This is a genomic window from Streptomyces sp. NPDC096339, from assembly GCF_044762985.1.
In the GTDB taxonomy this organism is placed as follows: domain Bacteria; phylum Actinomycetota; class Actinomycetes; order Streptomycetales; family Streptomycetaceae; genus Streptomyces.
Genome location: NZ_JBIWFI010000002.1, coordinates 147,152 through 163,336, shown reverse-complemented (window position 1 = coordinate 163,336; position 16,185 = coordinate 147,152). Strand labels below are relative to the sequence as shown.

The following is a 16,185-nucleotide window of genomic DNA, read 5'->3' as shown; positions in this document are numbered from 1 at the left end:
ACCTTGCGTCAGCATGAGTCCCACCCTACTGATCGCCACAGACAATGAACCCGGTGATCACCAGTGGATCCTCACCGGGCAGGCGATTCCCAGCCACTCGATCGGAGCCGTGGACGGGCCAGAGCGGCCACGAACTTCGAAGGCCCGCAGAGGTGAGCGCTGGCGATGGCAGTCGGATCCAGTTCACTTATGGGAGCGCTCGGCCCGAGCGGGTTCCACGTCGAGGAGCCGAGCGCTCATCACTGGGCCGGAGACGTTCCTGCGCCTTCGTGAGCGCCGACGTGCCCGCGCTTCTCCCGCACGAGTGCGATAACTCTGTCCGCGGCCTCCCGGGGATCCTCGTGCTCCCAGACCCGCAGGGAGGTCCACCCTGCCACCGCCAGTGCCTGGTCCGTATCAGCGTCCCGAGCCCGATTCCCCTCGATCTTCCTGCGCCAGAACTCCTCGTTGATCGCCGGCCACCGACAGTGTTCCGCGCAGCCGTGCCAGAAACAGCCGTCCACGAAGACCGCGACCTTTGTGCCGGGAAACGCGATATCAGCGGTACGCCGCAGCCGTGGCAGGGGCCGGTACGAGACCCGGTACCGGGCTCCCCGTTCGTACAGCAGCGTACGCAGAACCTTCTCCGGCTTGGTGTCACGTGACCGGTTCCCGCGCATTGACGCACGTACAGCCGGCGTCTCAGCCCAGGACGACTCCGGCAGCGCGTCCCCCCTGATCACTAGCTCGCGTGCGATGGCTCGCTTCCACGCCTCGGCGAGGTTTAGGCGTCGGGAGTCGTACTCGACCTCGCCGAGGTACACGGGCCGACGAGTCCGGCCCTTGTCCGACCAGCGTAGATAGGCTCGAATCCGTCGAGTCCGCGTCAGGACTTTCAACTCAACTGAGGCACGGGCTCGGTGGCCCTCACCGAGATCCACCCAGCGGTTGCCGGATCCGCCAGCCGCCTTGTCCTGTTCCGCCGAGGCCTGGGCCCTGGTCCGGCCAGCGCGTCCCTTCCAGGCTCGATCCGGTGGTGGCTTGTCTTTCCAGCGACTCTGAGGGCTCTCGCTTCGCACGACTCACCGTCCGCCGTTGGCCTTGTCCAGAGCGGTGGCCACCGCCTTCGCGAACACCTCGCCCAGGCGGACAGGTACCGCGTTCCCAAGCTGTCGCATCTGCTCGCCCCGCGGGCCCTCCAGTGCCCAGTTGTCCGGGAACGTCATGACGCGCGCCGTCTCGCGTACCGTCATGTATCGATGGCGGTAGGTCCGCCCCCCCGGCGCGGCGGATTCGTGGACAAGCTCGTCCGTCAACATGACGGACTCCCCACCCGGGACGCCGTGCACGCCGGCCTTGACCGTCTTCGCCGGTCGATCCAGCTCGTTTGGCGTGTGACCCTTATAGATCCGTGCGCCAGGCCAACCGATGTGGTTGGTCACCCCCCCCAGGTAACGCTCCCTGCGGTCCAGGTGCTCCCAGGGCACCGAGGGCAGCGCCGGCTCCCCATCCAGGCCGGCGAGCGCGTCACGAAAGGTGAGCCATGGAAGCCTGTCATCCTCGGAATCAAGCCGGTCCTGCTTGGGTAGCCCAGCCATCACCCGATCGCGGACGTGGCCAGGAACACCCGGGTGGCGTTCCCAGTAGCTGCCATCGCGCATTGAGCGAATCAAGGCCGACTGTGAGTGTGTCGGCCGCACGCTCCGCTTGAACTCCTCCATGTCGACGCCGAGGTCACGACGGAAGGCCACGATGATCACGCGATTCCGGACCTGCGGTACGCCGTAGTCGGCAGCATTCACGTCCGTCGCCACAACGTCGTACAGCTCGTGGCCGCCCGACGGGTCCACAGCGCAGCCCTCCCGCAGCGCCGCGTCGTACTCTCGCAGGACGTGGTCGTGCTCCTGCCACGTCGTGTCCGGGCGCCGCTCCAGGTAGGGGAACGAGAGCTCGTTGAGGATGTACTGGAAGTAGGGCTCGAAGGACTTCCGGCGCAGGCCGACCACGTTCTCGCAGATCACGGCCTTGGGCTGGATCTCCCGCACGGCGCGAAACATCTGCGGGAACATGTTGCGCTTGTCCTCATCGCCCTTGGCGACGCCGCCGAGGCTGAACGGTTGGCAAGGCGGCCCTCCGGCAAGGACATCCACCTTGCCGGCGAGGTAGCGCATGTCGAGGTGACGAACGTCCCCTGGCACGAGAGGCCACGGGCCGCCAATCTCGGGAACCCACTCCTCCTCGCCCCGCTCCTTGGCGCCGTTCGCCTCGAGCGTCTCGCAGGCCCGCTTCGCGAACTCGTTGAAGAGGAGGGGTCTGAATCCAGCCCGTCCGACGGCCATGGCCAGGCCACCCCCACCGGCGAACAGTTCCACCGCAGTACGGCTGGGGGGCAGGTCTTCTTGCTGCTCAGACATTAGAAAAGCGTACCGCGGAGTTGGCTCTTCGCGCGAGTTGATTCGATGCATTTTCGTCATGCACCTCGAGAGATAGGGCGGCATGCCACCCTCGCGGCCCCCCCGACGATCGACTCACCAAGGACTCCGAAGAGGCACTGGTGGGCGGCGCGTCTCGGGCGGGGCGCGGACTCCCCCGTGGGGGCTCACGCTGCGACGGACGCTCCGAGTAGGTTTGATCACTCAAGGTGATCCGTGGACCTCGATGAGGAAGGAGGAGGCCAAACCCTTCGTTGCCCAGGAACCCTCATGGTCCCCGCTGGACGAGTACCTCTTGCACTCGTGCGACATCCTCGCCGACCTTGTCGGGGGACGGCTTGCCCGGCGCCCCCTGGTGGCCACCACGGCGAACATCGCCTGGTGGCCAAGGAACGAGGCACTCAGCCGGGCTCAGTGCCGCCTTCAGCTATGGGGACACCGCGCTCCCCAGGGCAAGACTGACGTCACGTCCGTCCCACCCATCGGATGTGCGCCAGATGAGAGAGACGCCGAGCACCTGGCGGACAGCATCCGAAGCCCATGCCTGGGCGGGCGGGGCGCACAGGACGAGAAACAGATGCCTGGCGTGCAGCTGCGAGGTGTGGTTGACCTCCAGGAGCCTGGCAGCCCCGGCGCGCACGTCGGGGTGTGTCGTGCATCCGGCGCTGAGTACCTCGTAGAGCACGGGGCCGTCGTCGCCTGTGTACGTAAGGTCGACGAGTGACGACTCTTGCGATCTACGGCCAGCCCTGAGGAGCGTGGCCTTGAGCTCGTAGCGCACAGCCTCGTGGGTGTCGCAGGCACGGTCCTCTTCCGCTGCAGTCACCAGCTCGTCGTGGAGTGAGCCGCCTGAACCTTCCGCTGCGGCCTCCGGAGCGGCCGGAGGGGGCGGCAGAAGCGCCTGGTCGGCCCTGACCAACGCGTCCGCCCAGCCGCTGTCCCGCACTGCCAATGACAGTTGCTCGAGCGCCAGCTGATCAGCTGCGGTGACAGCGTCACGGGCCCGGCGCGCCAGGCTGCTCAACGCATGCAGCTGATCGGCCTCGGGCTTGCCCAGCACCATCCATACCTGGAGCCAGTCGGCTTGGTCCCTGCGCAGACAGCGATTCACCATGCCCTTCAGGTCCGCCAGGTGATCGGGTGCGTCCGCAGCGATTGTGCCGGCCACGAGGTCGGGCAGAACGTTCAGTGCGGCTTGGTATCGCAGCGCCATCTGAGGCGTGATGGGTGCACGGCCGAAAGAGCTGGCCGAGACCAGCCACACGCCGGATTCCTCCCCGAAGACCCAGACGTCGAGTCTCTCGCCGGCCTTCGGCTCCGACTCACCCGCGCGCAGGGAGAGCAGAAACCGGTGATTCCTGTATCCGGAGGCGGACATGACTCGCCAGTGACGCCCGTCGCCGTGCTCTCCGACCCGGACTCGTAGCTCGTCGCCGATAGTCGGCAGGTCCGCTTCGGGAGCGCCCTGGGGTTTGGGGACGGCTCGGATCTCGGCGTCCAGCATGGTGTGTTGACGCATGAACTTGAGCGCACGCCCGTCCAAGGAAAGCGCCCAGGTCAACGAGGTGCCGATGATCAGAAGCCGCTTTGGCCCCGTCACGATGGCACCACTGTCCAGGTCGGCCCGGAGCGACGTCAGGAGCGCGGCCCGCAACTCGCTCTGAGGGAGCCCTTGGACTTCTGGAACGCACTCGGCGAAGAACGTCACGTTCTGCCCGTTCACGTGGATGCTTGCCACGTTGAGTGCTCTGATCACGTCCGTGTCGGTCAGTCTTCCGGACTCCTCGGCCAGTTCCCGTTCCCTACGCTGCTGACCTGCGTACCTGGAGGGGATGCCGGCCTTGAACTGCGCGTAGCTGCGTTCCGCGTGCACGGTTTGGTAGGCGGTGACGGCCGATGCGTCAGAGCTGAGGACGAACCGGTATCCGTCGAGGTCGAGCAGCCAGTAGCCATCTGTCTGATGGGCGTGCTGGGCTCGCTGCAAGAACTCCTCGATGTCTGCGCGGATCTCGACTTCGGCTTCCTGGTTGGTTCCTCCGTGAGACGCGACGAACGACTTGATGACGGACGCTGTGACTCGCAAGCGACGGATCTGGGTCGCCGTCAGTTCCAGGCGGGTGTCGCGATCCGCGTCAGCCGAGACCGCCGGGTATCTCCGGTAGCCGTTGGTCGGCAACGGATCCTGCGTCCGGTACCCCCCGCAGGGTTCTTTCCTGCACCATCCGTCTGCATGTGATGTCGTGTGTCCGCACCGCTCGCCGTCGTTGTGGAATCGCGTGCACGTCTGCTCACCGGGTGCCATGACCGGTGCCGCATCCGCGCTGTCCGGGGCATCAGCAACTGGAAGAAGCGCGGCTGGCAGGGGTGATGTGTGTAGAACGGACACGGACTGAGTGCTGCGGGTCAGGGCCACGTAGAGCTGGCGCAAACCCGCAGGGCCACGATCGGCGATGGTCGTCGGGTCCAGTACGAGGACGTGGTCGAACTCCATGCCCTTGGCCTGGGCGGCAGCTATCACGGAGATGGCTCGACGTGCGTCAGGTGGGATGGCCTCCGCCTGCGCAACGCGATGCTGGACCTGCTCCAGCCAGTCTGAGTCGTCAGGAACGATCACCGCGATGGAACGCTGGGACTGGCCGTCCGAGCCGGCGAGGCCCGCCATCTGAGCCACTGCCTCGTCGAGCAGCTGCCATGGTGTCGTCTGTATGAGTCGGACCGCGTCGCCGTCTGCGTGCTTGACTGATCCGGGGAAGGGTACGGAAGGGGCGATCGTACGGGCCAAGGGTGCGACGAACTCCATGATCTGTGCTGGCACTCGGTAGCTGATACGCAGCTCCTTCAAGTGCCATCCATTCTTACCGGCCAGCAGCTTCCCCATCCGCTCCCAGTTGGCGTACTGGTGTGGCCCGGTCGCCTGGGCAAGATCGCCCAGCACGGTCATCGACCCATTGGGGCAGCGTCGACGCAGCGACCTGGCCTGCATCGGCGTCAGGTCCTGGGCTTCGTCGACCACAATGTGCGGATACCGCCGGGGAGACTCGTCGGCGATGAGGAGGCGGAGTTCCTCCAGACATACGAGGTCGTCGATGGTCCACGGCTCCTCGGCCGCGCTGTCGGCAGTGGGGCGCAGGAGAAGGGACTGCTCGTCCTCGGTCAGCACCTGGGAGGCGCTCTCGCGCAACTTATCCGGCGAGTTGAGCAGGCTGCGCAGTGCCTCTTCCGGACTGAGCTGGGGCCAGGTTCTTTCGACGAGTGTTGTGACGACCCGATGCCGCTCGAGATCGCGGCGGACCGTGCGTTCCCGGCTGCGCTGTGGGAAGTCGGCTACAAGGGCCGCGAGCAGCTGGTCGACCACCAGGTCACGGAATCGGGCGCGGCGTACCCGATAGCCGCCGGGGCTGTTGCGGGCCTGGTCGAGAAGGGCCATCACTTCCGAACGCGGCAGCCGAAGGGGGGCACTACCAAGGATGACGGTGATTACCGGTTCCTCGTCCTTGGCGCTCGGAACAGAGGCCAAAGCATCCACAGCATCCGGGCGGTAGTTCCCTTCCACGCGCCGTCGCAGTACGACTGCCATCCGGTCATCGGACTTGACGAGGCGTGTCTGGGGCGCATCCGTCCCACGGATCGGTCCTTCCCAGAGGCGAGCCAGCTCGACGGCGGTCACATCACGGGTTCCCAGGGTTGGTAGCACCTTGCCCACGTATTCCAGGAACCCGCTGTGCGGGCCGACGACAAGGATCTCCTCAGCGCGGAAGTGCTTGTTGTCGATCAGCCACGTCACCCGATGGAGACCCACAGCGGACTTTCCGGTGCCGGGGCCACCCTGGATCACCAGGACACCCTCGGGGGAGTCCGCAACCAGAGCCATTTGGTCGGGCTGGATGGTCTCGACGATGTCGCGCATCCGGTCGGTTCGGGCGCGGTCGAGTTCGAGTAGCAGGAACTCGTCAACCGCTCCCTCCTGCTCCTCGGCAGGCCGGAACAGCTCACCTGGAGAGGGAATCGGGCGAGCAGCGGTCTTCCCCGCTGCCTTACCAGGGGTTCGGCGGACTCGGGAGATCTCGTCCCGGTAGTTCTTGACCGTGCGCCCGTCGCAATTCAGCTGTCGACGGAGCATCACCTCCCCAGGCGCCGAGGGATGGGCCTGCCGCCAGGCTACGGCCAGTGGGTTCGTCCAGCGCACGACGACCTGGTCCCGAGTTGCCACGTCGAAGACGCTGCGTCGACCTACGTACCACGTCTCGGGCTGACTCTCGTCCGTCTCTTGCGTGTCGATCCGCAAGACAACGAGCGCTTCCCCGTCCAGCCGGTACTCCATGGCGCTGGACTCCGCCTCGGCCCGGTTGGCAATGCTGTCCTTCCCGCTGGCCGACGCCTGGGCGGAAGACCCGTTCGTCATCTCGACAAGGCGAGCTTCATAGCACGCGTACGCGTGGTCGACTGCCTTTTGTTCCGTGGCAATAACAGCTGCCCGCGGTGACGTGCTCACGCTCTTCCCCTCCCGGCGGCGCTCCCCAGCGCTGCTGCGGACCGTACGTCCGCGCCTCTAGCCAAGAAATAGCAGACAGGCCCCTGCCTGTGATCACGTCTTCCTGAAGGGAGACCCGAGCGCGAGCCAGCCCGTACCGCCCCATACGCTCGCGGAGTAACTAGCGTCGGTGATGGCCTATTGCAGTCTCTGCCGCCAGGGGTGCCTTGGTGCGGTCGCCTCTAGACCGGCCAGCAGCCAAGTCCGCTGGCCCCGGTCCAGAAGCGGGAGAACCGCATCGAAGTCCACCTCGTCCTTATACCTGGTGTGCTTCGCCTTATAGAAGAGCTGTACTTCAGGGGCGACGTAAGGGGTGCCATCCGCGGAGACGCGGCTGAGATGCGTGATGGGCATCCGTACGCGCTGGTCGCGCCTCGATACCCATTCCTCTCCGATGGCGTTGTCAAGCATGAGCTGCACCGACCATGGTGCGTCCGGCGTTCGGCGACACCAGATTTCGTGAAGGGGCTCTTCGAGGATCTCGCCGAAGCCCCATGCACGGAGTTTGCCGGTGCCTGGTGGGTCTGCGACGTGAAGATCCCAGTCGGAGAGGCATTCCTGGGCCCGTGTTTGATCGCGCCGCAGCACGAGAAAGTCGAGGTCTCCATGGGTCCGCAGCTCGTGGCCGACGGCGAGTTCGATCGCGCGACCGCCAGCGATCCACCAAGGGAAGTTGGCCTGCTTGAAGATTTCTGTCATCTCGGTGGTTGGAGCGGGGCTCCACTCCCCAAGGTCGTTGCTAGTCATCGTGTCAGCGGAGCGACAAGCCGGCATGCGCCAACGCCTCATGGGTCTGATGCAGGTTCGGGTGACAGGTTGAGTCACGCGGCCTGGAGGGCCGGTGTGGTCATGACGGTCTCGAATTCGATGGGGGGTCAGTCGGCCGAGTGCGACTTGCCGGCGACGGCGGTGGTAGGTCCGCTCGATCCAGGTCACGATGGCGATCCGTAGTTCCTGGCGGGTGGCCCACTTCCGGCGGTCGAGGACCTTCTTCTGCAGCAGGCTGAAGAAGGACTCCATGGCCGCGTTGTCGCCGGCGGCACCGACTCGCCCCATCGATCCGGCCATCCGGTGGCGGTCGAGTGCCCGGACGAACTTCCGGGACCGGAAATTGCGAGCCGCGATCGGTGTGCAGGATGCATCCGTCGACGTTTTCGCGCCGGGCCACGGCGTTGTCCAGGGCGGTCACGGCCAGGCGGGACTTCATCCGCGTGTCGATGGAGTAGCCCACGATCCTGTTGCCGAAGACATCCTTGATCGCGCAGAGATACAGCTTGCCGTCACCGGTGGCGTGTTCGGTGATGTCGGCGAGCCAGAGCCGGTTTGGGCCGGCCGCGGTGAAGTCACGGCGGACGAGATCGTCGTGCACCGGCGGGCCGGCCTTCTTGCCCCGGCCGCGCTTCTTCCCGAACACGCGCCACCAGCGGTTGTCCCGGCAGATCCGCCACGCGGTCCGGTCCGCCATGACGGCCCCGGTGCTGCGGGCTTCGTCGGCCAGGAAGCGGTAGCCGAACTCCGGGTCCTCACGGTGGGCGCCGAACAACGCGTTCGCGCGATACGCCTCCTCGAGAACGGCGTCGGCCACCGGCTTGTCGAGCCAGCGGTAGTAGGGCTGTCTGGCGAGCTCGAGCACCCGGCACGTCACCGCGACGGGCACCCCGTCCCCGGCCGGCTCCTTCACGAGCGGGTAGATCCTTTTCCCGGCAGATGCGCCTGCGACAGATAGGCCGCGGCCCGGCGCGGAACCTCGTTCTCCCGCTCCAGCAGCTTGATCCGCCGACGTGCCTCCCGCAGCTCCACGCCCTCCTGGCTGGCGGTTCCGGCTTGGAGCCGTCGTCGATGTCCGCCCGGCGCATCCACTTCCACAACGTCATCGGGTGGACTCCGAAATCTGTGGCCACCTGCTCGACTGTCACACCTGGGCCGCGGTTCCTCGCGACCCGCACGACGTCCTGGCGGAACTCTTCCGGATAGGACTTGGGCACAGCGACATCCTTCCCACCTGCCTCACAGGGAAAGCCAGTTCAGATGTCACCCGATCGTGCATCAGACCCCGAACCTGCCGAGTGCCCCTCGCATGCAGTCGTCGGCAGCGGCCATACAAGCGGCTACCCAACCCAGGCGCCACCGCCGTTTGGCTTCGGTTGCTGTGGTTGCCAGTCCACCGCTGCTACACCGCCTCGTCGACCCAGGTCTGCCGGGAGTCGCCAAGGGATATGGCAGCACTCCCCTGGCCACGATCAGACGCCAATGGCCTTCTGCCGCTGCGCTTGTTGCACGATGCGCTCAGCCAGGTCCATGAGGTTCGTGATTGACGGCGCTTCCACGATCAAGAGCTTGTCTGCTCGCTCGCTGCCGTCCGCGAACCCACACCCACTCTCGCGGACCATCGGTGTCAGCCAGTGAACCGTTGGCCGCTCAGCCGCAAAGAAGACCACTGGCCGATCTGTCCATGAAGTGTCACTGCGGTGGCTTCGGCAGCTTGCCGCAGTGAAGCATCCGATGGAGGTGAGGGCATACGACAGTCCCGCTACACCGAGTTCGAGGGCGTCGAGGGTTGGCGTCTCCTCATCAAGTTCCGACAGGAACTGCACGAGCCCACTGCTGGGGTGTTCGGAGGCATAGCCAGGAGGCAGGTACTCGGGCTCCCCTCGTTCCAAGGCCTTAGCCAAGGCTTCGAACTCGGCATGATTCTGGCTCCCCTGATCTACGAGCCCGACCAGCCTCCTCTCCTCTTTGATCATGTGAACGGCTTCCTCATGAGTCACTTCTCCCATCGCCCACACGTCTCTGAAGTAGCCGTACCCTTCCTCGCTCACTTGGTCTTCATCGGGCAGTCCCATCGCCAAATCCGCTGGGAATGATGGATCCACGTCGAGCCTCATGGCGGGAATCAAGGTCAGCTCCTGACTGCTTGGCGAGCGGTTGATCACGACGTTCCTGCCCCATTCACCGCAACCACAGACCTTCCAACTCCCATCTCGTCTGCCGTCGGCCCACACACTTATGGAGCGGGCGCGGTGCCGCCCGGTGCCGTGGCTGCTCGACCTGTCCTGGGCCGCTGGCGGACGGGATGGGAGTTCCCCTCGTCAACGCTCCACGGGCCAGCACCCGCGCACGACACCTCCTACCCCGGAGTGCCTGATCGGCCGGATTTCGTGGGAAACCTGGTGGAGATCTTGGGTGGCCCGGCTCAATGGAGGCATGGAGATCGGGGAGCGCTGGGCCTATCGCGCCAGGCCGAAGGAACTGGGTGGCGCGCTGCGCCAAGCGGAGGTGGAGGCTCCACAAGATGCATGACGGTGGTACTTCGTGATCAGGCTCGGTCTTATTCTCCCTGGTCAGGGACTGGATGCCCGGCCGTGCATGACGTTGCGCACAATGGGTGCTTCCCCGTCCGCTCACGCAATCCGGCTGTTCCTGCCTTCAGGACCCGGGCCTGAGCAGCTTCTGCATCTCCTCGATCAGGATGGTCTTCTGCAGTCCCCCCTTTCGGATGGCGGCACCGTCCATGTTGGAAGGTCCGCCACGTCGGCCAGATTTGAAGGGCTCAGGAGACGATTTGGGCGAGAGCACCGGTCAGGGCGGCCGCAAGGGTGAGCGCGGCGGCGAACGTGGTGGCGGCCCGCATGAGAGCAGCGGGATAAGTGGCGCCATCCAGCCGGGCGAGCAGGCCCGCAGCGGCGGAGGCCAGAAGGGCGAACATGACGACCAGCGCAGCGATGACGAGGACAACGACGAAACGGGTCACGGCAGGCTCCCTGCAAAGGTGAGGCGTTGACGTGATGAAGGTCCAGGAAACGATGTTCGCCGGGGCCCGGCTGGACAATGATGAACACCGGCGTACACATCGAGCCGGGCGGGACGAATGCACGACGAACCTAGCGAGTTGGCGGCGCTCATCGAGCTGCGCAAGAGGCTCGCCGACGGCCTGGCTCGTGCCGGGCTGAACAAGACTCAGCTCGCCACCCGAGCAGAGCTGGGTCGCACCACCGTCCAGGAGGCGCTCCAGGCGGGCAAGCCCGCTCCATCGGCCGAGACGGTTGTCGCGCTGGCTCGCGTGCTACGCCTACCAGACCAGCAACTGCTGGATCTGCGGCGCGTCGCCGCAGGAGAGATCGACCCTGCCCTTGGAAAGGACTGCGGCCCGGGTAAGCCGATTACGGAGTGGGACCCTCACGACTTGGAGGTCCATCCCGCCGGGGTCGGCTATGGGGCCGTGCCGCAGCGGGCGCTGTCCGGCTACGTCCCACGTGGCCATGACCGGATCCTCACCGACGTGGTGCTCGAGGCCGCAGAGGGCAACAGCCAGATGCTGGTCCTGGTCGGCACGTCCTCCACGGGCAAGACAAGAGCCTGCTGGGAGGCCATACAGCCGCTCGCGACCCGCGGGTGGCGGCTGTGGCACCCGTTCGACCCGACCCGAGCCGAAGCCGCCCTCGGCGACCTCGAACGCGTCACATCTCGCACAGTGGTCTGGCTCAACGAAGCCCAGCACTACCTCGGCAACCCCCACCTCGGCGAGCGGATCGCAGCCGCCGTCCATGCCCTCCTCACCCATCCCAAGCGCCGACCCGTCCTAGTTCTGGGCACCCTCTGGCCCGAGTACGCCGACCAGTTCATAGCCCTGCCCCCCGCTGGCTCCCCGGATCCACACAGCAGGGTTCGGGAGATACTCGCCGGACGCACTCTCGCCATCCCCGACACCTTCGACCAGGACGCACTGCGGACCGCAGCTGTCCTGGCGCAAGACGGCGACCAACTGCTCGCCGACGCTCTCACCCGCGCCCATGACCACGGACGGGTCCCCCAGGATCTCGCTGGCGCCCCCGAACTGCTACGCCGCTACGAGCACGGCACACCCACAGTCAAGGCTGTACTGCATGCGGCTATGGACGCACGCCGTCTTGGCGTGGGCCTCCACCTCCCACAAACCTTCCTCACGGATGCGGCGATCGACTACCTCAGCGACCAGGACTACGACGAACTCACCAACGACTGGGCAGAGGCGGCCTTCGCCGACCTCGCCCACCCCGTCCACGGCAAGCAGGCACCCCTGCGCCGAACCGGAGCCCGGCCCAGGCGCCGCCCGCCCAGCGGCCCGACATCGGCACCCACGCCCCTCTCGGTGACAGGACCAGCGTTCCGGCTCGCCGACTACCTCGAACAGCACGGTCGCACCACCCGGTTGAGACTGTGTCCACCCGCATCGTTCTGGGCGGCCGCCCACGCCCACCTCACCACCCACCCCGACGACCTCGGCAACCTCGCGCTCGCCGCTGAGCGAAGGCACCGCCTGCAGTGGGCACACCACCTCCGGCTCCGGGCCGCTGACGCAGGCCACCCCTACTCCCTCAACTACCTGGCACGGATCCGGGAGGTATCTGGGGACGTGGAAGGCGCCGAAGCCCTCTATCAGCGAGCCTCAGACGCTGGCGGCAGCAGCACTCTGACTGACCTGGCGGAGCAAAGGAGAGAGGCCGGGGATCCGGAGGGCGCCGAAGCCCTCTATCGGCGTGCCGCCGCCGCCGGCGACGCAGACGCCTTGTTCCTCGTGGCCAGCCGCCGGAAGGCAGCCGGAGACCGTGAGGGCGCCGAAGCCTTCTACCAGCGGGCCGCAGACGCCGGCCGCGCTGATGCCCTTGTCGACCTAGTGGAGCTGAAAGAAGAGGCCGGGGACTGGGAGGGGGTCAAGGCTCTCTACGAACGGGCCGCTACCACCGGTGACACCTACGCCATGGCCCGGTTGGCAGACATACGGGAGGAAGCCGGGGACAGGGAAGGTGCCGAAGCCCTTTACCAACAGGTCGCCGCTGCTGGCGACACCGACTCCCTGATCTACCTGGCCGAGCTGAAGGAGGAAGCGGGAGACCTCGAAGGCGCCGAAGCCCACTATCGGCGGGCCGCCGACGCTGGCGACACCGACTCCCTCATATACCTGGCCGAGCTGAAGGAGGAAGCCGGAGACCTCGAAGGCGCCGAAGCCCTCTACCAGGAGGTCGCCGACACCGGCGACACCTACACCACTGGCCACCTGGTCGAGCTGAAGGAGGAAGCCGCAGACCTCGACGGCGCCAAGTCCCACTACCAGCAGGCTGTTACCAATCCCAGGGCACTGACAGACCTGGCACGAATGCGGGAACAGGCTGGGGATTGGGAGGGCGCCGAAGCCTTCTACCAGCGAGCCGCAGACGCAGGCCACGCTGGTGCTCTGGTTCGCCTGGCAGAGCTGCGGGAGTGGGCAGGGGACCAGAAGGGCGCTGAGACCTTCTACCAGCAGGCCGCCGCCACCGGCGACCCCGACACCTTGATCCACCTAGCGCGGATACGAGACGAGGCCGGGTACCAGGAGGGCGCTGAGATCTTCTACCAGCGAGCCGCCGATACCGGCGAGCTTCCCGACGACGAGGCCAAGATGAGGTGGCCGTACGGACTTGACCCGGACGGCTCCCCTACGCCCCCTTGGTCGTAAGTTCAGGACGCCACGCGAGAGCGCAGCCCACAACTCGGTGAGTACCGCGGCTCCGGGCACACTGGCGCCGCAACGGCTTCGCCACCTGGCTGTTCCACCCGGCCACCACTGGCTGGTACCTAAAGAAGGCCCCGTAGGAACCGCGCCCCGTTCCCCTGCTCGGAGATCTGTTCCGGGGCGTTCCGGCTCAGTAGGGCGAGCTGATGATCGTTGAGGGGTGACCAGCGGTGCATGTGATCGTCGTACCGTCAGCGCTCGTGCCGACACAAGCCATGCGGTGAGCTTTCCGGGCGGGCGCTCGGCCCGGCTCCCCGTGGGAGCCGGATTCAGAGGTCGGCTCCCAGATGGCTCCCAAGACAGGCCCGTAAACCACTCAGGGGCCTGACCCGCGATGCGGATCAGGCCCCTGACCTGGTCTTACTCTGTCGGGGTGGCGGGATTTGAACCCACGACCTCTTCGTCCCGAACGAAGCGCGCTGCCAAGCTGCGCTACACCCCGATCGCCGCCTTGCAGCGTGTGCTGTCCTGGCGACATCGATTACTTTAGCGGACCCGCGGCCTGAGACGAAATCCGGTTTTCACCGGCCCGGCGCGGGGCGAGCGGGGAGGCCGGGCGGTAGCGGTCCGCCGCGACCAGGGCGAGGCCGAGCGCGTAGAAGAGGACGCCCAGGACCAGCGCGTTCAGGCCCACGCGGGCGTAGCCGTACTGGGCCACGTCGATGAAGGGGTACGTGTACCGGGCCTTCGCGCCGGGGGACAGCAGGGCCCCGCGGATCAGCGCGAAGGTCACGTACGCGAGCGGGTAGGCGAGCCACTGGAAGGCGTGGCGCGGGCGCAGCGTGCCCGGGGCGGTGAGGAGGAGGAAGTCCAGGACCGCGCCGATGGGGGTGACCGTGTGCAGGAGCTGGTTGGCGACGGCCTTCGCGCCGGTCAGCTTGTTCAGCTCCTCCAGCACGTTGAAGGGGCTCGACGCGTTCGCGAGGACCAGGTGGAAGACCAGCCCCGTGATCAGGATGAAGAGCAGGACGCCGCCCCGGTAGAGGGGGGCGACGTCCGGGCGGCGCTGCCAGGCGCGGGCGGCCGAGAGCGAGAAGACGACCGCGACCGCGATGTTCGTCCAGATGGTGAAGAAGCTCAGGACGACCGCGACGCTGCCGTGGGTGAGCTCGATGGCGACCCCCACCACGGCCGCGGCGGCGATCAGGGCGCGGAAGACCGCCTGGACGGCGTACGTCGGTGAGGTCATCGCATCAACGTACCGGGGGAGGGTCGAGGAACCCTTACGCCTTGGGGGTGAGCGTCAGGAGTGTCGCCTCCGGCGGGCACGCGAAGCGCACCGGGGTGAACCGGTTGGTGCCGCAGCCCGCCGAGACGTGCAGGTACGAGGACTGGCCGGCCGCCTCGTAGGTGGACAGGCCCTTGACCCGCTTGGTGTCCAGATCGCAGTTGGTGACCAGCGCCCCGTGGAAGGGGATGCACAGCTGCCCGCCGTGCGTGTGACCGGCGAGGATCAGCGGGTAGCGGTCGGCCGTGAAGGCTTCGAGGGTGCGCAGGTAGGGCGCGTGCACCACGGCGACCGAGAAGTCGGCGTCGGCTTCCGGGCCGCCCGCGACCCGCTCGTACCGGTCGCGCTTGATGTGCGGGTCGTCCAGCCCGGTGAAGGCCAGCTCCATGCCGTCCAGCTTCAGCCGCGCCCGGGTGTTGGTGAGGTTCATCCAGCCGGCCGCGTCGAAGGCGTCCCGCATCTCCTCCCACGGGTTGTGGACGGCGCCGACGACCGGCTTGTTGCCGTTCAGCCCGTGCCGGCCCTGGGCCTTCTCGATCAGGTAGCGCCCGGGGTTGCGCAGCCGGGGCCCGTAGTAGTCGTTCGACCCGAAGACGTACACGCCGGGGAAGGACATCAGCGGACCCAGGGCGTCGAGCACCTCGGGGATGCCCTCGGTGTCGGAGAGGTTGTCGCCGGTGTTCACGACGAAGTCCGGGCGCAGCCCGGCCAGCGACTGCAGCCAGGCACGCTTCTTGCGCTGCCCGCGGACCATGTGGATGTCCGAGACCTGCAGTATGCGCAGCGGGCGCATCCCCTGGGGGAGGACCGGGACCGTCACCCGGCGCAGGCGAAAGGACCGCGCCTCGAAACCGGCGGCATAGGCCACACCCGCGGCTCCGACCGCAGCGATTCCGGCAGCCGCCTTCAGGGGTACTCCGTAACGCGCACGCATGGCCCCATCGTCGCAGACCCGGAAAACGGGTGGGCGCCACCGCCCCCGCACCTGGCAGACTCATTGCATGACCACGCTCAAGGCCAAGCTCCAGGAAGACCTCACGACCGCCATCAGGGAGCGGAACGAGCTGCACTCTTCCACCCTGCGACTGACCCTCTCCGCCATCACCAACCAGGAGGTCGCGGGCAAGGAAGCCCGTGTGCTCTCCGACGAGGAAGTCCTCAAGGTGATCGCCAAGGAGGCGAAGAAGCGCCGCGAGGCCGCCGAGGCCTTCGCGCAGGGCGGCCGCGCCGAGCAGGCCGCGCGCGAGACCGCGGAGGGCGAGTTCCTCGACACCTACCTGCCCAAGCAGCTCGGTGACGACGAGCTCGACGCGATCGTGGCGCAGGCCGTCGAGGAGGCCAAGGCCGCGGGCGCCGAGGGGCCGCGTGCCATGGGCGCCGTCATGAAGATCGTGAACCCGAAGGTCGCGGGCCTCGCGGAGGGCGGGCGTGTCGCCGCCGCCGTGAAGAAGCACCTGTCCTAGTCGTACGAAGGGGGAGGGCCCCC

At 66.9% G+C, this 16,185-nt stretch carries 10 protein-coding genes, 1 tRNA gene and 1 pseudogene; 2 read left to right on the top strand and 10 right to left on the bottom strand.

Annotated elements, in window-relative coordinates; genetic code table 11:
- Positions 1-239: 239 nt before the first annotated feature.
- The 7 genes and pseudogenes from ACIQ5Y_RS04030 to ACIQ5Y_RS04000 all read right to left on the bottom strand — a co-directional run bounded on the left by ACIQ5Y_RS04030 (position 240) and on the right by ACIQ5Y_RS04000 (position 10,693).
- On the bottom strand, positions 240-803 hold the full coding sequence (locus tag ACIQ5Y_RS04030) for a very short patch repair endonuclease (RefSeq protein ID WP_403874736.1): 564 nt from the start codon (positions 801-803) through the stop codon (positions 240-242).
- Positions 804-1,061: 258 nt separating this feature from the next.
- The gene (locus ACIQ5Y_RS04025) at positions 1,062-2,393 is read right to left on the bottom strand and encodes a DNA cytosine methyltransferase (protein ID WP_403874734.1); all 1,332 of its coding nucleotides are present in this window, start codon (positions 2,391-2,393) and stop codon (positions 1,062-1,064) included.
- 445 nt (positions 2,394-2,838) lie between these two features.
- The gene (locus ACIQ5Y_RS04020; RefSeq protein ID WP_403874732.1) at positions 2,839-6,903 is read right to left on the bottom strand and encodes a UvrD-helicase domain-containing protein; all 4,065 of its coding nucleotides are present in this window, start codon (positions 6,901-6,903) and stop codon (positions 2,839-2,841) included.
- Between the two features lie 177 nt (positions 6,904-7,080).
- Positions 7,081-7,689, bottom strand: a complete 609-nt coding sequence (locus tag ACIQ5Y_RS04015) for a nucleotidyltransferase domain-containing protein (RefSeq protein ID WP_403874730.1) — start codon at positions 7,687-7,689, stop codon at positions 7,081-7,083.
- 74 nt (positions 7,690-7,763) lie between these two features.
- Positions 7,764-8,927, bottom strand: a pseudogene (locus tag ACIQ5Y_RS04010) (IS3 family transposase).
- A 255-nt stretch (positions 8,928-9,182) separates the two neighbouring features.
- The gene (locus ACIQ5Y_RS04005) at positions 9,183-9,827 is read right to left on the bottom strand and encodes a hypothetical protein (RefSeq protein ID WP_403874728.1); all 645 of its coding nucleotides are present in this window, start codon (positions 9,825-9,827) and stop codon (positions 9,183-9,185) included.
- Positions 9,828-10,492: 665 nt separating this feature from the next.
- Complete coding sequence (locus ACIQ5Y_RS04000; protein ID WP_403874726.1) at positions 10,493-10,693, bottom strand: hypothetical protein; 201 nt, start codon at positions 10,691-10,693, stop codon at positions 10,493-10,495.
- A 117-nt stretch (positions 10,694-10,810) separates the two neighbouring features.
- On the opposite strand from ACIQ5Y_RS04000, the gene ACIQ5Y_RS03995 reads away from it, so the two are divergent.
- Entirely contained in the window at positions 10,811-13,414 is a 2,604-nt protein-coding gene (locus ACIQ5Y_RS03995) for a hypothetical protein (RefSeq protein WP_403874724.1), read from the top strand.
- 425 nt (positions 13,415-13,839) lie between these two features.
- Here ACIQ5Y_RS03995 and ACIQ5Y_RS03990 read toward each other — a convergent pair.
- From ACIQ5Y_RS03990 to ACIQ5Y_RS03980, 3 genes are all read right to left on the bottom strand, one after another.
- Positions 13,840-13,913: transfer RNA gene (locus ACIQ5Y_RS03990), tRNA-Pro, on the bottom strand.
- Between the two features lie 39 nt (positions 13,914-13,952).
- Positions 13,953-14,660, bottom strand: a complete 708-nt coding sequence (locus ACIQ5Y_RS03985) for a Pr6Pr family membrane protein (RefSeq protein WP_403874722.1) — start codon at positions 14,658-14,660, stop codon at positions 13,953-13,955.
- A gap of 34 nt (positions 14,661-14,694) precedes the next feature.
- Positions 14,695-15,633 carry a metallophosphoesterase gene (locus ACIQ5Y_RS03980; RefSeq protein ID WP_403874720.1) on the bottom strand — a complete coding sequence of 313 codons (939 nt, stop codon included), beginning with the start codon at positions 15,631-15,633 and terminating at the stop codon, positions 14,695-14,697.
- Positions 15,634-15,700: 67 nt separating this feature from the next.
- On the opposite strand from ACIQ5Y_RS03980, the gene ACIQ5Y_RS03975 reads away from it, so the two are divergent.
- Positions 15,701-16,162: a GatB/YqeY domain-containing protein gene (locus ACIQ5Y_RS03975; protein ID WP_384596514.1), complete on the top strand. Its 462-nt coding sequence runs from the start codon at positions 15,701-15,703 to the stop codon at positions 16,160-16,162.
- Positions 16,163-16,185 lie beyond the last annotated feature (23 nt).